Here is a 20,578-nt window from a genome sequence, read left to right as displayed (position 1 = left end):
CGGCGGGCGGACGGGTCAGCGGCCGTGGTCACGCAGCCGCCCGAGCCGCTCGCGGTCACCGCGCAACTCGGCCCGGAGCAGCCGGGACAGGGGCGCCACGAGCCGCCGGGCGAGCTCGTCGATCTCGGCGGGCGCGGACGGCCCCGAGGCGGCGGGCTCGGACTCGGACGCGGCGGCGGGTGCCGCTGCCGGTGCGGGTGCCGGTGCCGCTGTCTTGGGGGCGGCGTCGGTGCGCTGGACGGGTGCGGGGCGCCGGGGCGCCGGGGCGGGTGCGGGTGCGGGTGCCGGGGGCGGCGGAGGAGCGGGGGCCGGGGTGGGAGCCGCCGCGCGCCGCTGGACGGTGGGGCGCACGGGGGCCGGTACCGGCGGGGTGGGCACGGCGGCGCGCGCGGGAGCCTGGGCGGAGTGCTTGGCCAGCGGTACGACGACGGGGGCCGCGGCGTGGAAGGCGTCGGCGGGGCCGCCGCTCGCGGCGGAGGATCGCTGGAGCGGAGCTGGGGCGGGCGTGGGTGCGGGGCCCTTCGGCGGTACGGAGGGGCCGGGGGCGGAGTCGTCCGGCGCCGTCTGGACCGCGAGTCCCCGGGAGGAACTCAGCGGCAGGGGGCGCGGCCCGCCGAGGCCGCCGGGCCGGTAACTCCCGGGGGCGATCCGGCGGTTGACGGGGACGACGGGGAGGGGAAGAGGGCGAGGGAGGGACTTGGGCGCGGGTGTCTCTGCCGGTGTGGGTGCGGGTGAGGGCGTCGGCGTAGTCACAGGCTTGGGCGCGTGCGCGGCTGGGGGCACCGGCGGGGTTGTGGGCGCGGGTGCTTCGGCCTTCTGTACGGGGGTGGCGGGGGCGGCAGGCATGGCAGGCGCGGCGGGCGTGGTGGCTTCCGGAGGCGTGACGGGCGCGCCGATCGGGCTCCGGCGGGAGCTTCCCTTGCTGCCGGGGGCGGTCGCGGGCGCGGGCGTGGGTGCTGGCGCTGGCGCGGGGCCGCTGGTGGGCACCTCGCCGAGCGGCGAGCCGAGTCCCGTACGAGGACGTCCCTTCGGCGCGGCGGAGGGGCCGCTGCCGCCGTCGGGCTTGCGCTGTATCCGGCGTACCGGGGCCCGACGCTGCACGGACGGGACGGGGGTAGTACCCGCCCGTGCAGCGACGGGACCCGCCGCCTCGGACGCGCTCGCGGACGTGCGAGCGGTCCGGGCCTGCGTCCCCGGACCGGCCGGGGGAACCGGCCCGGGGACTTCGGTCGGCCCGGAGGGGGCCGAGTCTGTGGTGGCCTTCGCGGGGGCGGAGCTCCCGGTGGGCCCGGCAGCGGGCACCGTGGGCACCGTGGGCACCGACCCGACGGGGAACAGCCGCCGCTGAGGCTCCGCGGGCGGCGTCGCCGAGACCAGAGGGGACCGCTTCACGGGCATCCGCTGCACGACGGGAACGGCCGGGCTCAGGGCCTGGACGTCCGCGTCCGACATCGGAGTCAGCCGGGGCCCGGGGCCGTCGCCCGTGGGGGCGTCGTCCGCGCCGGGCACGGAGAGGGACCGGTCACCGGCGAGAGGCGCGGTGCGCCGCTGCACGGCGGGGCCGGAAGCGGACGGGGCTGAGGCCTGCGGCCCCGACGAGGCCCGCGGCCCGGATGTGGCAGGAGCCCCGGAAGGACCGGGAGTTCCGGACGGACCGGAGGCACCGGGCGTACGGCCGGGAGCGCGTGCACCGGAGTCCGGCGACGCCGCGGTGCGCGACTTGTCGTCCCTGCGGGAGGCGGCGGCGCGCTGCACGGCGGGGCCGGAGGCGGAGGCGGCCGACGGGGTGGCCGGGGACGGGGCTGAGGTCTGCGGGCCCGACGCGGCCCGTGACCTGGGTGTGGCGGGAGCCCCGGAAGGACCGGGAGTTCCGGACGGGCCGGAGGCAACGGGCGTACGCGGTGCGGACGGGCCGGGGGCCCCGGACGGACCCGAAGTCCTGGAAGCACCGGGAGTCCGGGCGGGACCCGAAGACCCGGACGAACCAGGGGTCTTGGCCGGTCCGGAAGCCCCGGACGGGCCCGAGGTACCGGGCGTACGGGAAGCCCCACCGGGCCCAGGAGCCGTGGACGGACCCGGGGCCGTGGGCGAGCCCGGCGTCACGGACGGGCCGGAAGTGGGGGACGGCGCGCTGGTCGCGGCCGGGCCGAGAGGCACGACCGGTCCCGAAGCCCCGGAAGGACCAGGAGTCCTGGACGAGTGGGAGGTGCTGGACGGGCCCCCGGGCCTGGCCGACCTGGCAACGGTGGTCGGGTCGGATGCCGCAGACGAGCCAGCGGCCCCGGTCGGCCCCGAAGTCCCGGACGGGCCGGGCCCCTTGGCCGTAGCGGAGCTCCTGGAGGGGTCGGAAGTCAAGGGCCGGTGGGACGTCCCGGAAGGGCCAGGAGCCACGGGCTGTCCCGAGGTTCCGGACGGACCGGGCCTGTTGGCGGGACTGGCGGCCGAGCCGGGACCGGAGCTCCTGGACGGCCGCTGGGGCGTCCCGGACGGGCCAGCGGCCACGGGCTGTCCCGAGGTCCCGGACGGGCTGGGCCCCTTGGCAGGACCGGAGGCCGAGGCCGGAGCGGAGCTCTTGGACGGGTCGGAAGCCGAGGGCCGCTGGGAAGACGCGGATGGGCCAGGAGTCGCAGGCAACCCCGGGACCCCGGCCGGACCGGACCCCTGGGCAGGACCGGAAGCCGAGACTGGACCGGAACTCCTGGACGGGTCGGAAGCCAGGGGCCGCTGGGACGTCTCAGACGCACCTGGAGCCGCGGGCAGCCCCGAGGTCCCGGACGAACCAGGCCTCTTGGACGAACCGGAAGCGGCGGACCGATCGGCGGACCCGGACGGACCGGGAGTCACGGCCGGTCCAGAAGCCCCACCCGGTGCCGAACCCCCGCTCGCCCCCGAAGCGGCCCGCTGCACCGGAGCAGCAGCGCCACCCGGAGCAGCGGCCCCACCCGAAGACGCGGCAGCCGAAGCCGCACCCGCCGCCGGAGAAGACGTGCCTCCAGCCGAAGCCGCCCGCGCCACCGGCGTGGGCGTGGATCCCGGCCCCTTGCGCGCCGCGGCAGACCCACGCCCCCGAGGCGCCGCCTGCCCGCCGCCCCCAGAAGCGGCAGCCGACGCGGAAGACGCGGAAGACGCAGCAGAAGCGCCGAAGGGACCGGCGGGCGTACCCGAGCCCCCGTCACCCGCCTCCGCGGCCCCACCCTCCTGCCGCACCGGCAACCGCAGCGACGGCAGGTCGAGGCTGCCCGGCGTGCCCACGACGGGTGTGAGGACGTCGCGGAGCAGGCCGCCGGGGGCCGATGAGCGTACGGCGTGGCCCAACTGGCCGCCGAAGGACGGGTTCTGGTGGGTGGCGAGCATCGAGGCGAAGCCCGGCTCGGAGACCGGGCGCGGTGCGGCGAGGACCCGCTGGACCGGCGGCGCGGTGGCCCAGCCACCGTCACCGCCACGGGGCGCACCGGCAACCGCCCCGTCCGCACCCGCGTCCGGAGCGGTCGCCTCCGGCTCGACCGGCGCACCCGGCGTCACCGCGGCATCCCGCTGCCCCCGGGACCGATCCCCCCGGCCCCACCTGAACAAGCCCATCACTTACCTCGACTCACCGGCCACCGACCACCGACACCACACTGTTGTCCCGTCACTGCCGTGCTGCTTCGGCCTGTTCCACCAGCGAGGCCGTCCGCGACACGTACCCGCGCCGGTCGGCGTGCTCGAGGTCGAGGATGTCGTCCAGGCCCCAGTGGAAGTGATAGGCGAGGTACGCGACTTCCTCCTCGATGCGGTCGGCCGCGTACGTCACGATTCCCCCAGGCGGCTCCCGGCCAGCTCGACCTCGAAGGACTCCGAGCAGTGCGGGCAGGCCACGGCCGCGCGGGTGTGTCCTTCCGCGTTGATCTGCCGGTAGAAGTCCTGGAGGAAGGCGAGGTCGGAGGCGAACATGTTCTCCACCGTGCCGTCGTGGACGGAGCCGAGCGTGCCGAGCCGGGTGATGACCCGGCCGAGCAGCACGACGGAGAGGTAGGCGGGGTTCTCGCGGACGCGCACGTCCCGCAGCGGGACGAGTTCGTCGCGCGCCGTCGCGAGCCGCATCGCGCCGTTGCGGTGCACGGTGCCGGACTCGTCGACGTACCCGCGCGGAAGCTCGAACTCGAACTCCGTACGCAGGGATTCACGAGCCCCCGCTACCGCGCCTGCCGCGGCGGGTCCCGCCGGACCCGCCGTACCCGCTGCCATGCCCGCCGCCGGGCCATCACGCCGCATTACTCGATGACCAGCTCTTCGAAGACGATGGTGACCTGCTCGGTCAGCGCGGCGGCGTCGCCGGCCTTGACCCCGCTGGTCTCCACCTTGCTGCACCAGGCGTTGCGGAGGTTGTACCGCTTCACCGGGGAGTTCTGGTAGTCCATCATCATGATCGTGGCGTTCTTGCGCGCCGAACCCATGTCACCGGCGATGGACTTGTTGATCCACTCGCTGAAGACGGGGCTCTGCGTCATGCCGCGCGTGACGGTGCACTCACCGGCCTTCTTGACACCGGGCATCTTCTTGACGACGGGCTTGCCGTCCGCCGAGACCTGCTGGTACTCGATGACTTCCTGCTCCATCGACAGGCCGCTGACCTCCTGGAGGTACTCGACCATGACGCCGTCGATCTGGAGGCCGAAGTTGTGGGTAGTGAGCGCATCACCGGGCTGAAGGGACAAGGGGGTTCACTCCTGTTGCGGTTCTTGCCGATACGTATGTGGGGACCGGAAGCGCGCGGGCCTGCCCGGCCCGCGCGCGGGGCGGGCTACTCCTCCAGCTCGCCGCCACCGCCGGAGAACTGCGCGAGGCGGAACACCACGAACTCGGCGGGCTTGACCGGCGCGATGCCGATCTCGCAGACGACGCGGCCGAGGTCGACCGACTCCGGCGGGTTCGTCTCCTCGTCACACTTCACGTAGAAGGCGTCCTCGGGGCGCTGGCCGAACAGGGCGCCCGAGCGCCACTCGTTGACCAGGAACGCCGACACGTTGCGGCGGATGCGCGCCCACAGGGCGTGGTCGTTCGGCTCGAACACGACCCACTGGGTGCCGATGAGGATCGACTCTTCGAGGTAGTTGAAGTAGCGGCGCACGTTCAGGTAGCGCCAGGCCGGGTCGGAGGCCATCGTGCGCGCGCCCCACACGCGGATGCCGCGGCCGGGGAAGGCGCGGATGCAGTTCACGCCGATGGGGTTGAGCAGGTCCTGCTCACCGCGGGTGATCTGCAGCTCCAGGTCGATCGCGCCGCGCACGATCTCGTTGGCGGGAGCCTTGTGCACACCGCGCTCGGCGTCGTTGCGCGCCCACACACCGGCCATGTGGCCGGACGGGGGCACGACCACCGACTGGCCGCTGGCCGGGTCGAAGGACTTGATCCACGGGTAGTAGAGCGCGGCGTAGCGCGAGTCGTAACCCGCGAGCTCCTGGCGCCACTGGCGGACCTGGCGGGCGTTGAGGTTCGGCGGCGGGTCGATGATCGCCATGCGGTCGCCCATGAGCTCGCAGTGCGAGATGAGGCCGAGCTGGACGGCCTTGACCTGCTCCTCGTCGATCAGGCCCTGCTGGTAGGCGGCCATCAGGTCCGGCACCGCGACCATGTTGATCTCGTCGAGGGCCTCCAGGCCGCCGAAGCCGGTGCGGTCGGCGGAGTCGCCGATGAACTGGCCGGTCTGGACCGGGGCGGCCGCGCCGTTCGAGGCGGGCACGGCGGGGGCGGGCGCGGCGGCGGGCGGCGCGAGCGTGACGGACTGCGCGTCCGGCTTGGCCACCTGGCCACCGGCCGCGGCCTCTTCCAGGACGATCGTCTTGGAGCGCTGCTTGACCTGCGTGACGACGTAGTTGCGGGCCGTCTTCTTGGAGCTGACGTCGAAGCTCTCGACGACCTTCTCGCCGTCCTTGACGACCAGCTTGAAGCGGTCGGCGGCGCTCTCGCCCTCGCTGTCCTGCACCTCGACGGTGAGCGCGCCACCGGCGGCGGACCCTGCGGTGATCGCCGCGACCGAGAAGCCGCCGAGCGCCACGGGGGTGCCCGCGGTCAGCTCCTTGGGGGCCTGCGCGGTGGCGGTGGCGGGCTGCTGCGGCTCGTCGGCGCTGCTGCCGCCGACGCGCACGACGTAGGCCGCGGAGCCGCCGTTGTTGAAGAAGCCGTAGACGGAGTGCGCCAGGTAGTACCCGTCCGTGAACTCGCCGAACGCGGCCACGTACTGCGACCAGTTGGTCACCAGCGTCGGCTCGTTGAGCGGGCCGTGCGGCGCGAGACCGACGAAGGCCGCCACCGAGGTACCGACTCCCTCGATGGGTCGCGAGCCGCTGGCGACTTCCTCGATGTAGACACCGGGGGACAGGTAGTTGGGCATGTTTCCGTTCTCTCCTCGCGATGACGGGATCCTGCGCCGGCACGTCGGCCCGGGTGTGCCGGTTCCCCGTGGCCGCGGTCTGCTCCCGCTGGTCGTACGGTCTTCTACGACGATGTCCCAGGACGCGGCCGGGCAGTAGAGACGGACGGACGTCACCGAGGGCAGAGGCCACTGCCCGTTCGGCCACCGCACGGGTCGGCGGGTGGCTGGCGGCAGCTGGCGCGGCTCCTCGCGCGGGATCGGTCCGATCGCGGTCCGGACGCCCGTCCCGATGGTGCGGGGTGCGCGCGGCTGGCCACAGAGGCGGACGGACGTCCTCGGGGGCAGGACAGACTGCCCGTTCGATCATGGACGGAGGCGGAATGCGGGGTTCGGCCGAATGTGACTCCTCGATGGCGCATTTCCCTTGCCCTGTGGCTTGTTCCGCGTCAATTGCTGGTCAACAAGGTGGGCAAGGTTCCTACGGGGTCCGGGTGACCCGGGGTACTGACGTAACGTTTGGTTCGTATGGCCAACCGCGGCCAGTACGAACGGGCACATTCGCGGTGCGTCACGGGGCAAGGGGTGCGGGCTGACAATGCTGGGCGACGCGGACGGCGACCCGGGCCGGAACACGGAAACCGAAGCGGGATGGAACGGTCCAGGCCACCCGGGGGATCCGGGCGGCCTGGGTGACGCGGGTGACCCGAGCGGTGTGGGTGACCTGGGTGACCTGGGTGGGCCGGGCGGCGTGAGCGGTGTGGGTGATCAGGCTGGCCACGGTGACCCGAGGGTTCTGGGTGTTCCGAGCGGCCCAGGCGCTCCGAGCGGCCTAGTCGCTCTGGGTGACCTGAGTAATCCGGCTGGGCCGGGTGTTCCGGGCGGCGTCGGCGACCCGGGCGGCCTTGGCGACCCGGGCGGCCTTGGCGGTCCGGCGGACCCCGGTGACGCAGCAGGCCTCAGTCGACCCACAGGCCCCAGTCGACCCACAGACCCCAGCCACCCGGCGAGCCCTAACAACTCCGCAAGCCCTAGCCACCCGGCGAGCCCTAACAACTCCGCAAGCCCTAGCCACCGGGCGAGCCCTAACAACTCCGCAAGCCCTAGCCACCGGGCGAGCCCTAACAACTCCGCAAGCCCTAGCCACCGGGCGAGCCCTAACAACTCCGCAAGCCCTAGCCACCCGGCGAGCCCCAACAACTCCGCAAGCCCTAGCCACCCGGCGAGCCCTAACAACCCCGCAAGCCCTAGCCACCCCGCAAGCCCCCACACCCCCGCAAGCCCCCACACCCCCGCAAGCCCCCACACCCCCGCAAGCCCCACCGACCCCAGCCGCGCCCTGACCTTCCAGCTGCTCGGCCCCGTTCGCGCCTGGCGCGGCGGGCGGCAGTTGGCGCTCGGGTCGCCGCAGCAGCGTGCCACCCTCGCGGTGCTGCTCCTGAGCCACGGCCGCCCCGTGTCCGTGTCGGAGCTGGTGGACGCCCTGTGGGGCGAGGAGCCGCCGCCTCGCGCGGTCGGCACCCTGCGTACGTACGTATCCCGACTGCGCGCCCTCCTCGAACCCGACCGGCAGGCCAGGGGGCGCGCCAGCCTCCTCGTCTCGGCGGGCGGTGGCTACGCCCTGCGCGTGCCGCGCGGCGCGCTCGACGCGACCGGGCTCGAAGACCGCCTCACCGCCGCACGCCGACTGCGCGGGGCCCGCCAGCACGCGGGCGCGTACGGCGAGCTGACCGCCGCCCTCGCCCTGTCGAACGGCACGCCGCTCGCCGGACTCCCCGGCCCCTACGCCGAGCGCCAGCGCGACCGGCTCACCGAACTCTCCGTCACGGCCCAGGAGGAACTCTTCGCCTGCGCCCTGGAACTGGGCAGGTACGCGGAGGCCACCCCGCCGCTGCGCGCCTTCGCCGCCGAACACCCGCTGCGCGAACGCGCCCAGGCCCTGCTGATGCTGGCCCTGCGCCGCGGCGGCCGCCAGGCGGACGCCCTCGCGGTCTACGAGGCCACCCGCCACACCCTGGCCACGGAGCTCGGCGTCGACCCCGGCGCGGAACTCGCGACGCTCCACGAGGACCTCCTGAAGGGCGACGCCTTCCCGGCGCCGACGGCATCCGGGCAGAACACCGGAACGGCGCGCCAGGCCCCGGCCCAGCGCGTCGGCGCGCAGCGCGCCGCCAGCTCCGTACGCCGTCTCTCCGAGGCCGCCCGGGAGCGCGGCGGCGCCCGCGCCCCCGACGACGCGGACGGCAACGCCCAGGCGCGCACCCGCGACCGGCGCCCCGCGGCCGGTGTCGCCGTCCGGCGCCCGATGTGCACCGAGGCCCCCGAACCCACCACCGCACCGGACGGCGGGGCATCCCTGGCCGTGGCCCCCGAACGCGCCGCGGCCAGGCCCCGTACCCCCGCGCGGCCCGCCCCGCTCGCCCCGGGCCAGCCCGCGACCCCGCCCCGCCGCCGTACCGCCCCCGCACCGGCGGGCACGCAGCAGCAGCCCGGCGCCACAGGCCCCACCCGCATGATCCCCGTACCCGCCCAACTGCCCCCGGACGTACCGGACTTCGCAGGCCGCCAGCGGGAGTCGGGCGTACTGCGCGAGGTGCTGCGCACGGCCGTCGACGGCAGCGCGATGGCCATGGCCGCGCTCACCGGACTCGGCGGCGTCGGCAAGACCGCCCTCGCGGTACACGTCGCCCACGCCGTACGGGCGGAGTTCCCCGACGGACAGCTCTATGTGGACCTGAGCGCCCCCGACCCCTCGCCGGACGGCAGCAGCGGCAGCGCCCTGGTCGGTTTCCTGCGCGCCCTCGGCGTACCCGAGAGCGCCGTCCCCGACGGTCTCGACCAGCAGACCGCGCTGTACCGCTCGCTGCTCGCGGGCCGCCGGGTCCTCGTGCTCCTGGACAACGCGCGCGACACCGCGCAGGTGCGCCCGCTGCTGCCCGGCGCCCCGGGCTGCGCGGTCCTGGTCACCAGCCGCTCGCGCACCATCGCCCTGCCGGGCGTCCGCCTCGTCGACGTCGACGTCATGGACGAGGCGGAGGCGCTCGGCCTGCTCGCCGCGATCGTCGGCCCCGAGCGGGTCTCCGCCGAACCGGCGGCCGCCGGTGAACTGGTCGCCGCCTGCGGCGGCCTCCCGCTCGCCGTCCGGATCGCCGCCGCCAGGCTCGCCGCGCGGCCCGGCCGCTCCGTCGCCGACCTGGCGGCCCGGCTGCGCGACGAACGCCGCAGGCTGGACGAGCTGCGGGTGGCCGACCTCGGCGTCGAGGCCACCTTCCGGCTCGGCTACGAGGCGCTCGCCCCCGAACTCGCCCGCGCCTTCCGCGTCCTGTCGCTCTGTTACATGCCGTCGTTCTGCAGGGGCGCCGCGGCCGCCCTCCTCGACGTCAGCGAGGAGGAGGCCGAGACGACCGTGGAACGCCTGGTCGACGCGGGGCTCATGGAGCTGCACGACGACGACCGCTACCGGTACCACGACCTGGTCAGGCTCTTCGCCGCCCGCCAGTGCGAGCGCCAGGAGAGCGCCACGGAGCGCGCCGCCGCCCGGCTCCGCTTCCTCGACTACGTTCTGGCCACCGTCGTCACCGCGATCCGCCGTACGAAACCGCACAGCGTGCTGCCCGCCCTGCTGCACCAGCCCGCGTCCGAGGGAAAGCACCTGCCCGACGCGGCCGCCGCGCACGACTGGCTGGTGGTGGCCCACACCCGCCTGTACGCGGCCGCGGAGAACGCCCTGCGCCACATACCCGACGCGATACCCGACGACGCCACGCCGCCGCCAGGCCTGCGCCCCACCGTCGACCTGCTCACCGCCTGGTCCCACCTGGTCGCGGGCACCGCCCGCCACCGCGACCTCGAACCGCTCGCCGAACTGGCCCTGGAGACCGCGCGCCGCCACGGCGACGACCTCTCCGCAGGCCGCGCCCTGCGCCTCCTCGGCACCCTCCACTACGGCACCGAGACCTACGCCCGCGCCGAACGCCTCCTGCGCGAGAGCCTGCGCCTCGCCGAGTCCGCGGGCGACGCCCTCGTCGGCGCCGAGAGCAGCCACGAACTGGGCATCGTGCTCATGGGAATGGGCCGCGCCGAGGAAGCACTCGAACAACTCACCCACGCCTACGACAGGTTCGGCGCGCTCGACGGGCGCGGCGACCGGATCCAGATCCTGGCCCACCTGGTCCGCGCGTACGCCGCGCTCGGACGGCACGCGGAAGCGGACACCGCGCGGGCCGAGGCCCTTGGCCAGGCCCGCGCGTCGGGCAGCACGGGCACTCTCGCGCACGCCCTCTACCAAATAGGCTGCGCGCTGCTCGCCGAAGGACGCGCGGCCGAGGCCGCCGACCGGCTGCGCGAGGCGCAGCGGCTGCACCGCTGGTCGCGGTCCCCGCGCTGGGAGGCCCTGTGCTGGGCCCGCCTCGCCTACTGCGAACTGGCCAAGGGCAGGCTCGAGGAGGCCCTGACCTGCGCGGACCAGGCCCTGACCATCGAGAGCGAACTCGGCGACGTGTTCTGCCGCGCCCTGGCGAAGGCCGCGCGCGGCAGGGCACTGCTCGCGCGGGGCGACCTGGAGGGCGCCCGCACCGCCCTGCGCGGCGCACACCGCGTCATGGACCGGCGCGGCGCCGTGGAGGCCACCGAAATCGCCACCGTGCTCGCCGAGTTGGACGCCACGCGGGCACAGGGCCGCAAGGGCAGCGCGGTCTGCCCCTGAGGCGGCCCTTTCGTACAGGAGGTCAGGGCACGTCACCCTCTACCGTGCCCCATATGACGTGGTGGAACTCCCTGGACCCGGCCGCGGTGACCGTTGATCCTGGTGGCCGCGTCGCCGCGCGGCTTCGCGTACGCAATACGGGAGACACGGTCGAGGAGTACCGCTTGTCGGTGCTCGGCGCACCCGCGGGCTGGTCCCGCGTCGAACCCGAGGTCCTGCGCCTGTACCCGGGCAGCGAGGGCACCGCCGAGATCTCCTTCGCACCGCCCCGCTCGCCCGACGCCCCCGCGGGCCCCACGCCGTTCGGCATCCGTGTCGAACCCAGGCAACACCCCGAGGCGCGCGACGTCGTCGAGGGCCAGGTCACCATCACGCCGTTCGCCGAGGTGCGGGCCGAACTCCTGCCGCCCACCATCGTCGGACGTTTCCGCGGCCGGGCCTCCATCGCCGTCGACAACCTCGGCAACTCCCCGCTCACCGCGGCGCTCAACGTCCGCGACGACGCGGGACGGCTCTCCTTCGACCTCGATGCCCCGAGCGTCCAGATCGCCCCGGGCCGCGCCGCGTTCGCCCGCCTCACGGTGCGCCCCCAGCGGGTGCAGTGGACGGGCTCGGCCCAGCCGCACCCGCTGACCGTCTCCGTGCGCCGCTCGGGCGACGAGACCTCCTACGACCTGCCGGGCAGCTTCGACCAGCGCCCGGTCCTGCCGCGCTGGCTGCTCACCGCGGGCAGCATCCTCGCGGCGCTCGCCGTCACCTTCGTCGTGTGCTGGTTCTCCTTCTCGCCCAAGATCACGGGCGGGGCCAGGGAGAACCAGGCCGCGGCCCCGCCGAACTCGGCACCGCAGGGCGGCGAGAAGGAGAAGCTCGACGACGCGCCGCCGCCCCCGAAGGACCTGGACACCGGCGGCGACGAGGGCGGCGACGAGGCACCCGACGGCTCCGGGGGCGGCTCGGGCTCGTCCTCCGGAGGCGGGGGCGGCGGTGGCGGCGGCGGAAGCGATGACGGCGGTGGCTCCGACGCGAAGAAGACGAAGCGCGGCAGCGGCGGCGCCGCCAAGGTGGGCCCCGCGTGGGGACGCGGCTACCAGAAGGACGTCGTCGTCGAGTACGCCCAGCGCCGCCTGGAAGCGCTCGGCTCGAAGAACAAGTGCCAGCTCACCGGCGACTGGTCGCCCGGCGTCATCGACGCCAACACCCAGGCCAGCCTGATCTGCTACCAGCGGGCCGTGATCAGCTCCGGCGAGAGCACCGGGCACAACACGGCGCAGATCTTCGCCACCGACGACGAGGGCACGCTCGGCCGGGCCACCCTCACCTCGCTGTGGGCGCAGGGCATCCGCGCCGACGACGTCCGCGCGGGAGCCGACAACTGGCAGGTCATGCAGTTGCAGGCGGCGTTCTGGTGGGCCTCGCAGGCCGGTATCAGCGACGCGGACCTGGACCGCGACCGGGCCTACGCCCAGTACGGCGTCAGCTACTTCGAGAACGGCCGCAAGGCCCCGAAGACCGCCAGGTACGACAGCGGGACGGCCCAGCACATCAAGGATTACCAGAAGGCGGTAGGCCTGCCCGCCAGCGGTGTCGCGGACAGCGCCACCCTGCAGGCCATGGTCGGCGGAAGTGTGAAGAACCCCGGAGTAGTAGGGCGTTGAGCTATATGTGGAGCGCACTGGAACCTACGGCGACCACCGTGGAGCCCGGCTCCGTGGCGAAGGTACGCCTGCGGATCCGCAACACAGGTGACACGGTCGAGGAGTACCGGCTGCACATGGTCGGAGCGGTGGCCGGCTGGTCCCGCATCCAGCCTGATGTGCTGCGCCTGTACCCCGGCGCCGAGGGCACCGCCGAGATCGAGATCGCCCCGCCCAGGACCTCGGACGCGCAGGCGGGACCGACGCCGTTCGGCGTCCGGGTGCAGCCGCGCGAGGCGCCCGAGACCGCCAACGTGGTCGAGGGCCAGGTGACGGTGGGCCCGTTCACCGAACTCCGTTCGGAGCTCGTGCCCTCGGTCGTCCGGGGCCGGATACGCGCCAAGGCCGCGATCGCCGTGGACAACCTCGGCAACCAGCCGCTGACCGCCTCCTTCTCGGGACGCGAGAACGGCGAGGAACTGGAGGTCGTCTCCGAGCCCGGCTCGGTCCAGGTCTCCCCGGGCCGGGCCGCCTTCGCGGACCTCGGGATCAAGCCCGGCGCGGTGAGCTGGATCGGCGGCACCCGCAAGCACCCCTTCACCGTCTCCGTGCTGCGGGCCGGTGTGCCCGAGCCGGTCGAGCTGCGCGGCACCTACGTCCAGCCGTCGGTGATCCCGCGCTGGGTGGCGGCCGTCGGCTCGATCATCCTGGCGCTCGCCATCGCGTTCGCGGTGGTGTGGTTCCAGCACAAGCCCTCCCTCGCCACACAGGCCAAGGAGAAGGTCGAGCAGCAGAAGCCGCTGCCGCAGAACGACGAGATGAAGCCCGCGCCCAAGCCCAAGCCCTCCGAGAAGGAGGAGGAGAAGGAGCCCGAGAAACCGGCCACCGGCGGTGGCGGCGGGGGAGACTCCAAGCCGGGCGGCGGCGGTGGCGGCGGCGGGGACGAGAAGCCCAAGGGCCCCAAGACGCACACCATCCGCAGCGTCGAGGGCAGCGGCTGGTACCTGGAGGTCGTGAAGGGGGAGCAGGCCGACGGCACGTACGTCGGACAGAACCCCGACCTCACGGACAAGTTCGGCAAGAACCAGGACTGGATCCTGCACCACTACCCCGAGTCCGACACCTACGCCCTGGAGCCCGCGAGCGCCCCGGGCACGGTGATGGACCAGAAGGTCAACACCAACATCGTCCAGATCGTCCACGCGACGCCGGAGAACATCAAGACCGGCCGCCTCGGCGACAACCAGAAGTGGAAGCTGGAGAAGCGCCCGGACGGCAAGACGCGGATCGTCGCCGTCGGCTCCGGTGAGTGCCTGGTCGACATGCAGAACGACACCAGCGCGGTCACGTGGAAGTGCGACGACCGCAACAGCATGGGCTGGACGATCGAGGGCTGGCCGGAGTAGCGCGTACAGCGGATGGAGAAGAGGGCGGCACGCCGAGGCGTGCCGCCCTCTCCCGTTCCTGGCGGTTCACCGCCAGGGCAGCGAGACCCCCGGTTCCAGGCGGCCCATCTTGCGGTACTCGCGCCGCGCACCGGCCCGTACGTCCGCGCCCGACACCGGCCCGCCGTGCCCCGCCGCGAGATAACCGGCGGTCACCGCGGCCGACCGGATCGCGCCGCCCGCCAGCTCGAAGTCCTTGGCGCAGCGCGTGATCTCGTCCCCGATGTCCGCCGCGCGCGGTGTGCCCGCGAGGCAGGTGTGCCACAGGGCGACCCGCTGCTCGACGTCGGGGAACGGGAAGTCGACCACCAGGTCGAGCCGCCGGGTGAACGCGTCGTCGATGTTCGCCCGCAGATTGGTGGTCAGTACGGCGATCCCGTCGAAGGCCTCCAGACGCTGCAGGAGGTAGGCGCTCTCCAGGTTGGCGTACCTGTCGTGCGAGCTCTTGACCTCGGAACGCTTGCCGAAGACGGCGTCGGCCTCGTCGAAGAGCAGCACCGAGTCGGTGCGGTCCGCCTCGGCGAAGATCCGCTCCAGGTTCTTCTCCGTCTCGCCGATGTACTTGTCGACCACGGCCGACAGGTCCACCACATAGAGGTCCAGGCCGAGTTCACCGGCCACCACCTCGGCGGAGAGCGTCTTGCCGGTCCCGGAGTCGCCCGCGAACAGCGCGATCACCCCGCGCCCGCGGCCGCCCCCGGTGCGCAGCCGCCACTCGCCGAGCACCTGATCGCGGTGCCGGGCGCGCAGCGCGAGCTCTCGCAGCAGGCCGAGCGGTTCATCGGGCAGTACGAGATCGCCGAAGCCGACCGCGGGCCGGATCCGCCGGGCGTGCCGGTCGAGGAGCGGCGCCGACTGCTGCCGGGCGCTGAGCTGGACGTGCGCTGCGGTAAGCCCGGTGCCCTCGAAGGCGGCGAGCCCGACGGCGGCGCGGGCGGCCCGCCTGATCTGGGCCTCGCCGAGCCGGTAGGGCGCGATGGCCTCGGGCAGATCGAACCCCAGGTCGTCGTCCTGGCCGAGCCCCGCACGCCAGGCGCGCGGCGCGTCGGTCTGTTCCTGGGGCGCGTCCAGGGCGAGGATCCCGGCGTCCGGAGCCCACCCCGGGTCGTACGCGTCACCGCCGAAGAACACCACGGGTACGTCGCCGGTGGCCAGCTGCCGTACGAGGGCGCCGGGTTCGGCGGAGAGCGGCCCCACGAGGAGCGCGGCGCCGCGCAGCCGGGCCTCGCGGAGGAGGGCGGTACAGGTGCGGGTCCGCAGGGCGGCGGCCTGCTCGGACTCGCCGGTCCTGCCGGGTACGTCACCGCCCCCGGGGACGTCCGCGAGCGCGGGCCGGTACAGGAGTACGGGCAGTCCCGCGGCCCGCAGCGCGTCGGCCACCGGCTCGGCGGCGGTGCCTTCCCTGCGCTCGCGCAGATGGAGGAGGAGGGGCCCGGCGGCGGCGACGGCGGCGAGCCGCGCGGCGACGCCATCGGCGACGGGCACGGCGCCCTCGTCCGACGGCAGCAACTCGACGCCCCCACCCACGAGTTCGGGATCCACGGCATCATCACCGAGGAGCCACGCCACCACCCGCTCGGGCACCCGCAGCGCCTGCCCGGGCAACGGCCGGTCCTCGTCGTCGAGTTGGACGAGCCCACCGGCACGCAGCGGCGCCAGCGGATGGAAACGGCCGCGGGCGACGGGGTCGTGCGGCCCGGTGCCGAGGAGGTCGAGGGCCAGCGCCATGGTGGCCCGCCGCCGTCCGACGTCGTCGTTGAGATACCCGTACAAGGGCTCGAAACGACGGTCCACGTCGGGGGCGAGGGCGGCGAGGAGGATGTGCTGGTCGAGGGAGGTGAGGGAGAAGCGCAGAGCCAACTCGTGGAAGGAGTCGGGAAGATGCCCGCCCCCCTCCACGGACTCCTCAAGGGCCGACGGAACGCCCCCCGGCCCCTCTCCCCGCCCTTCTCCCTGCCCTTGGTGGGCGATGCGAAGGGCGCTCTCGGCCGTCAGATACAGCCCGCGGAGCGGATCGCCCGCGGTGGGATCGTCGCCGCTGCGCCGCTCGACGAGCCCGGCAACGCGGTCGCGCAGCGCGTCGAGCCGGGCGAGCAGGGCGTCGGGCCCGCTGCTCACGGACCCTCCGGACGGTCGGCGCGGTCGGCGGCCGACGTACGCAGCACGCGGGGCCGCGCGTCGGAGTTGAGCCCGTCGAAGCCGCGGACGACGACCGCGCTCTCGGTGACCGGCGGCGCCACGTCGTAGGTGGGCGAGACCGGGAACGGCACGGTGATCACGACGTCGAGGGACGGCTTGAGCTCGCCGCCGAGCGCGGACCAGATGTCGGCGATGGACCGCGACTCGGGCGGCGGCACGGCGACGGTGAGCGGCATCGAGACGCCCAGCGCGGCGAGCGACTCGGGCAGGGCGTCCGGCGGCAGCAGCTCGTGCCCGAGGAGGGTGCCGAGACCGGCGGAGAGCAGCCGGTGCTCGTCCTCGGGCCGGTTGGTCCAGGCGGTGAGCAGGTACGAGAGCCGGAACCAGCGGGGCGGCTGCCGCCTGCGCAGCACCGTGCCGTCGGCCCCGCGCTCGGCGTAGGCGCCGCGCTCGCGCCGGGCCACGTCCTCGCGGATGTCGTAGAGGTAGGCGTTGAGCGTGGGCGCGTTCCGCCGGGCGGCCCAGTCCCGGGTGGGCGCCTCGAAGACGACGTCACCGGCCGCGTCGGGAAGGGCCCCGCGCAGCAATCCGCGCAGGACCTCGTCGACGTCGTGAATCACTAGATGTACCCCTCCCGCAGCGCGTACGCGACGGCATGCGCGCGGTTCTGCAGCTGCAGGCGCGTCATCAGCGCGTGCAGAACGTTCTTGACGGTCCGTTCGGAGTAGGCGAGCTTCTCCGAGATCTGCTTGGTGTCGAGCCCCTCGGCGATGAGCCGGACGACGTCCACCTCGCGGGGGGCCATGCCGAGCGTCGGCACGAGCGTCCCGCCGCCACCGGGCGAGGAGTCGAGCGCGGACCGCCGCAGCTGTCCGAGCTGGGTCATGAGCCGGTTGATCAGATCCGGCGGCAGCTCCCCTTCCCCGCGCGCGGCACTGTGCACCGCGTGCAACAGCTTCTGCGGGGTGGCCTGATGGCGCCAGAGTATGGCCTGCACGCCGTATTCGACGACGGCCATCAACTCGGGCTCGCGCAGTTCGCTGGCGATCAGCACGACGCGCTGCTCCCCGCACCTGACGAGCCGGCGCAGCTCGGCCCCGGCGACGTCGTCGAGCCGGTCGACGAGCATGACGGCGACCTGCTCCGTGTCATCGGCGCCCGCCTCCGCACCACCGAGGCGATCCACCAGCTCGACACTGGGCTGTTGCCGAAGGTGGCTGATGACCCCGGCCCGGCCCAAGGGATCCGCGGCATGGACAGCCACAGAGATACGTGTATCTGGCACTGGCTTTCCCTGTCTTCCCCCGAGCATCAATAGACACAGGGTGCGCACCGCGAATCAACATTCGATTGCCGATGTATCAACGGGGCTTACGCGGGGACGTCAGCGGACGGACCCGGGGCCATCGGTATCCTCGCGAGTCTGACGGGGTTGACGGGGCTGATGGCGGGCACGGGGCGACGGACGAACATGGCGATGGCCAAAGACTGCGAACAGTGCGGAACCCCCTTCGTCCCGACGGGACCGGCCCGCTACTGCGGCGACGACTGCCGCACGGAGGTGCAGGCGGTCCAGCTGACGGCCAGCACGTACGCCCTGACGCTGGAACAGACGAGGGCGGTCCGCGCCGTCGAAGCATGCATGATCTGCCGCTCGACCATCTCCGGATTCGAGTCCGGCATCTTCGCCGTGGACCACTGCCACGACACCGGCGTCGTCCGCGGCGCGCTCTGCCAGTCCTGCAACTTCCTCCTGGGCAACGCGCGCGACGACGTCGACGTACTCTTCTCGGCCATCAAGTACCTGGTCAAGGACCACTCGACCGAACCATGGAACCAGGGCAGGTCGAGACAGGACGAAACCGCGCAACGCCAGGAGACCCGCCTGACGGCCCGACTTGAGCGAGCGGAGCGAACGCTCTCCGCATCCGAGTCCCGGGTACGCGAACTGGAGGCGATCCTGGCCGAGGTGTCCGCCGACACGGCACTGGCGGCCCGCCGCAGAGCGAGGGACGCCGAAGCCCTGGACGATTTCCTCAAGGAAATGGTGACCCCGGCCCCACCCGACAGCCCCCGCATCCCGGCAAGCACGGTACGCGCGGCCTGGTCCACGTGGTCCTCCGGCGCCACCTGCCCGGTCCAGAGCCTCCACGACGCCCTGCACAAACTGGGCGGCACGCTGCGCAGGACGAATACGGGGCGGTATTGGGAGGGGATAGCGCTGCGCGACTGAGTGGGGGCGGGGGCGGGGGCGGACCGGTCCCGACGCAGCGCGTCTGCGGATACGCCAAGACCCCGTCCTCAGCGAAAGCGCTGCTGGCGGGGTCTTCGGACACCTACTACGAGGTGCCCCCGGCAGGATTCGAACCTGCGCACGCGGCTCCGGAGAGGGCTTCGCAGGACGGTGCTCCCCCTGGCCAGGGACGTGGCGTCGGGCTGGATTTGGCAACCGGTCCACGAATAGTCCACAGGCCTTGAGGGCACGTCTCGTCCGCTGAGGGGTTGGCAGAGTTCGGGCGCTGGGCGAGACGTCAGAGATCCAACGTCTTGCGCAGCTGCTGGCCGATGAGAGCGGCAACTTCAACCGCTACAGCGTTACCAATAGCTCTCATCATGGCCGTGCGGCTTCCTGGCATCTCGTAGTTGTCAGGGAATGTCTGAATTCGAGCCGACTCTCTAACGGTAAGGTATCGAACCGAATTATCACTGAAACGGATCATTGCCTCGCCACCAGCGACCCCATGCACTCCGGCTTTCAGGGTTTTCGCTGGCCAATCGATCCAGCCTCCTTGGTGGCGAGTGTAAGTACGAGCGCCTGGAATTCCCTTGTGGTTCAGAACCCCGACAGCTTCCGCCGCCTCTAGAGGATCAGGCAACCCCACCAACGCATCTCGTGTAGTCCGCCAGGGCAGGGACGATTCGAACAGTGCGTCCTCACGGCGCAGTAGTTCTACGCGGGCCTTAACGTTCTCGGGCATTGGAGGCTTTGGTAGATTCCGCGTCTCCCAATAGGCTCCAGTAACCCACTGGTCTCGAAGCAGAGTGTCTTTGCTATGTGTCGTGGGGACATCGACCCAATGGTCGGCAGATGAAATATCTGCACGAGTGCCGATCAAGAACACACGCTTGCGTGTCTGGGGAACCCCGACATCGGCCGCCTCAATTATCTGTCTGTGAACGCGGTAGCTGAGGCTAGGGCGCTTGGTTTCCTTGATCCTGGCCTGATGCTGAGACCAGTGTTCGTCGCCCTTCCGAGGGCGGACTGACGGCTTGGTCAGCTGATCTATTACGTACTGGTAGTAGGGTTCGAACGATGGCCGGAGCAATCCAGGGACATTTTCGAAGACGAAGCACTTGGGTCGTAGAATCCGGACAGTCTCGACTGCCGCAGGAAACATGTTCCGCTCGTCGTTCTCGCCCGCGTGAGCTCCACTTATCGAGAATGGCTGGCAAGGGGGGCCGCCAGCGATTAGGTCGATATCTTGAAGTCCTGAATCCCGCATCGACTTGAGCCAATGGACCACGTCCATCTCTCGGATGCTGTCCTCGCTCCAGAGCGTAGGTGAAGTGGCAGCGTTCTGGCGCAAGATTGAGCAGGCACGCGGATCTCTCTCAACGAGCTGCTCATGCTCAAATCCGGCTTTTAGCATACCGAGCGCCATGCCGCCTCCGCCGGCGAAGAGTTCTACCGACCTTGGCATAGATTCCCCTTCGTGCGACCGTTTTCGTCGCTTTGTACTGTGCTGACTTTACGTCTAGACCTGACGAGAGCCGAGATCTCGCTGATCACGCTCACGAGGTCTTCTTTGAGACGAGATTCGAATACTCTGTACACGACCCATCCGTCACCAGAAAGCGTATTGCTGACGATGAGATCGCGCTCCATGTTTCTACAAATCTTCGCTTTCCAACGTTCTCCGTTATTTATGTGTTCGAATTGAGCGTCAAAAGATGCCATGCCGCGAATGCGCCAAGCGTTTCCATGCCAGAAATCGCCGTCGACGAAGACTGCCACTTTCGGCCCCGGGAAAACGATATCGGGTTTCCCGAACAGCGCGGACTTGACTCGAAATCGAAGTCCTTCTTTCCAGAGTGCGCTCCGAAGTGTGATCTCGGGGGCGGTATTCCGATTGCCCACCGCTGACATGATTCGACTGGTAACTTCTGGATCCCGCATACTTCTACTGCCGATCGACAATGCCTAACATTCTTAGGCAGCCAAAATCCGCCCTGCGCTGCTCCAGGTCCTCACCGTACGGTGACGTGGCGTACTTCAAGGCCGGCGCGGTGACACAGTTTCTGA

At 72.2% G+C, this 20,578-nt stretch carries 14 protein-coding genes; 4 read left to right on the top strand and 10 right to left on the bottom strand.

The window, feature by feature from the left end; all coding sequences use genetic code 11:
• Positions 1 to 15: 15 nt before the first annotated feature.
• The 5 genes from CP970_RS13745 to CP970_RS13725 form a co-directional block, all read right to left on the bottom strand.
• Complete coding sequence (locus CP970_RS13745) at positions 16 to 1,554, bottom strand: hypothetical protein (RefSeq protein WP_150493334.1); 1,539 nt, start codon at positions 1,552 to 1,554, stop codon at positions 16 to 18.
• 2,077 nt (positions 1,555 to 3,631) lie between these two features.
• Complete coding sequence (locus tag CP970_RS44185; RefSeq protein ID WP_098244778.1) at positions 3,632 to 3,793, bottom strand: DUF6760 family protein; 162 nt, start codon at positions 3,791 to 3,793, stop codon at positions 3,632 to 3,634.
• A complete protein-coding gene (locus tag CP970_RS13735; RefSeq protein WP_055548984.1) occupies positions 3,790 to 4,254 on the bottom strand; it encodes a hypothetical protein in 465 nt (154 codons plus the stop codon). The genes CP970_RS44185 and CP970_RS13735 overlap by 4 nt, the downstream gene beginning before the upstream one ends.
• Positions 4,254 to 4,697 carry a phage tail protein gene (locus CP970_RS13730; RefSeq protein ID WP_055548986.1) on the bottom strand — a complete coding sequence of 148 codons (444 nt, stop codon included), beginning with the start codon at positions 4,695 to 4,697 and terminating at the stop codon, positions 4,254 to 4,256. The genes CP970_RS13735 and CP970_RS13730 overlap by 1 nt, the downstream gene beginning before the upstream one ends.
• Positions 4,698 to 4,783: 86 nt before the next feature.
• Positions 4,784 to 6,373: a phage tail sheath family protein gene (locus tag CP970_RS13725; protein ID WP_150493332.1), complete on the bottom strand. Its 1,590-nt coding sequence runs from the start codon at positions 6,371 to 6,373 to the stop codon at positions 4,784 to 4,786.
• Positions 6,374 to 7,742: 1,369 nt separating this feature from the next.
• Between CP970_RS13725 and CP970_RS13720 the strand changes: the two genes are divergently transcribed.
• From CP970_RS13720 to CP970_RS13710, 3 genes are read left to right on the top strand one after another with little or no spacing between them, the layout of a single operon-like run.
• Positions 7,743 to 11,057 carry an AfsR/SARP family transcriptional regulator gene (locus tag CP970_RS13720; protein ID WP_191094910.1) on the top strand — a complete coding sequence of 1,105 codons (3,315 nt, stop codon included), beginning with the start codon at positions 7,743 to 7,745 and terminating at the stop codon, positions 11,055 to 11,057.
• Between the two features lie 53 nt (positions 11,058 to 11,110).
• Entirely contained in the window at positions 11,111 to 12,712 is a 1,602-nt protein-coding gene (locus CP970_RS13715; RefSeq protein WP_055543655.1) for a peptidoglycan-binding domain-containing protein, read from the top strand.
• Positions 12,713 to 12,765: 53 nt separating this feature from the next.
• Positions 12,766 to 14,097 carry a hypothetical protein gene (locus CP970_RS13710; protein WP_150493328.1) on the top strand — a complete coding sequence of 444 codons (1,332 nt, stop codon included), beginning with the start codon at positions 12,766 to 12,768 and terminating at the stop codon, positions 14,095 to 14,097.
• Positions 14,098 to 14,163: 66 nt separating this feature from the next.
• Here CP970_RS13710 and CP970_RS13705 read toward each other — a convergent pair whose 3' ends face one another.
• From CP970_RS13705 to CP970_RS13695, 3 genes are read right to left on the bottom strand one after another with little or no spacing between them, the layout of a single operon-like run.
• A complete protein-coding gene (locus tag CP970_RS13705) occupies positions 14,164 to 16,254 on the bottom strand; it encodes an ATP-binding protein (protein ID WP_150493326.1) in 2,091 nt (696 codons plus the stop codon).
• Entirely contained in the window at positions 16,251 to 16,895 is a 645-nt protein-coding gene (locus CP970_RS13700) for a DUF4255 domain-containing protein (RefSeq protein WP_055551418.1), read from the bottom strand. The genes CP970_RS13705 and CP970_RS13700 overlap by 4 nt, the downstream gene beginning before the upstream one ends.
• Positions 16,895 to 17,587 (bottom strand): response regulator transcription factor, encoded by a 693-nt coding sequence (locus CP970_RS13695; RefSeq protein WP_055551416.1) that lies wholly within the window; start codon positions 17,585 to 17,587, stop codon positions 16,895 to 16,897. Before CP970_RS13695 ends, CP970_RS13700 begins: the two co-directional genes overlap by 1 nt.
• A 159-nt stretch (positions 17,588 to 17,746) precedes the next feature.
• On the opposite strand from CP970_RS13695, the gene CP970_RS13690 reads away from it, so the two are divergent.
• Complete coding sequence (locus CP970_RS13690; protein WP_079043772.1) at positions 17,747 to 18,508, top strand: endonuclease domain-containing protein; 762 nt, start codon at positions 17,747 to 17,749, stop codon at positions 18,506 to 18,508.
• A 298-nt stretch (positions 18,509 to 18,806) separates the two neighbouring features.
• Here CP970_RS13690 and CP970_RS13685 read toward each other — a convergent pair whose 3' ends face one another.
• Both CP970_RS13685 and CP970_RS45955 read right to left on the bottom strand, forming a co-directional pair.
• On the bottom strand, positions 18,807 to 19,976 hold the full coding sequence (locus CP970_RS13685) for a DNA cytosine methyltransferase (RefSeq protein ID WP_079043771.1): 1,170 nt from the start codon (positions 19,974 to 19,976) through the stop codon (positions 18,807 to 18,809).
• Positions 19,961 to 20,452 (bottom strand): very short patch repair endonuclease, encoded by a 492-nt coding sequence (locus tag CP970_RS45955; protein WP_079043770.1) that lies wholly within the window; start codon positions 20,450 to 20,452, stop codon positions 19,961 to 19,963. Before CP970_RS45955 ends, CP970_RS13685 begins: the two co-directional genes overlap by 16 nt.
• Positions 20,453 to 20,578 lie beyond the last annotated feature (126 nt).

This window comes from Streptomyces kanamyceticus (assembly GCF_008704495.1).
Classification (GTDB): domain Bacteria; phylum Actinomycetota; class Actinomycetes; order Streptomycetales; family Streptomycetaceae; genus Streptomyces; species Streptomyces kanamyceticus.
The sequence above is the reverse complement of the archived record's forward strand: the minus strand, read 5'-3'. Positions and strand labels throughout refer to the sequence as shown.

Coding starts and splice junctions, on each gene's coding strand:
- CP970_RS13735 (WP_055548984.1), bottom strand. CDS start 4,254: ATGCGGCGTGATGGCCCGGCGGCGGGCATGGCAGCGGGTACGGCGGGT.
- CP970_RS13725 (WP_150493332.1), bottom strand. CDS start 6,373: ATGCCCAACTACCTGTCCCCCGGTGTCTACATCGAGGAAGTCGCCAGC.
- CP970_RS13685 (WP_079043771.1), bottom strand. CDS start 19,976: ATGCCAAGGTCGGTAGAACTCTTCGCCGGCGGAGGCGGCATGGCGCTC.
- CP970_RS45955 (WP_079043770.1), bottom strand. CDS start 20,452: ATGCGGGATCCAGAAGTTACCAGTCGAATCATGTCAGCGGTGGGCAAT.
- CP970_RS13715 (WP_055543655.1), top strand. CDS start 11,111: ATGACGTGGTGGAACTCCCTGGACCCGGCCGCGGTGACCGTTGATCCT.
- CP970_RS13695 (WP_055551416.1), bottom strand. CDS start 17,587: ATGCTCGGGGGAAGACAGGGAAAGCCAGTGCCAGATACACGTATCTCT.
- CP970_RS13690 (WP_079043772.1), top strand. CDS start 17,747: ATGGCGATGGCCAAAGACTGCGAACAGTGCGGAACCCCCTTCGTCCCG.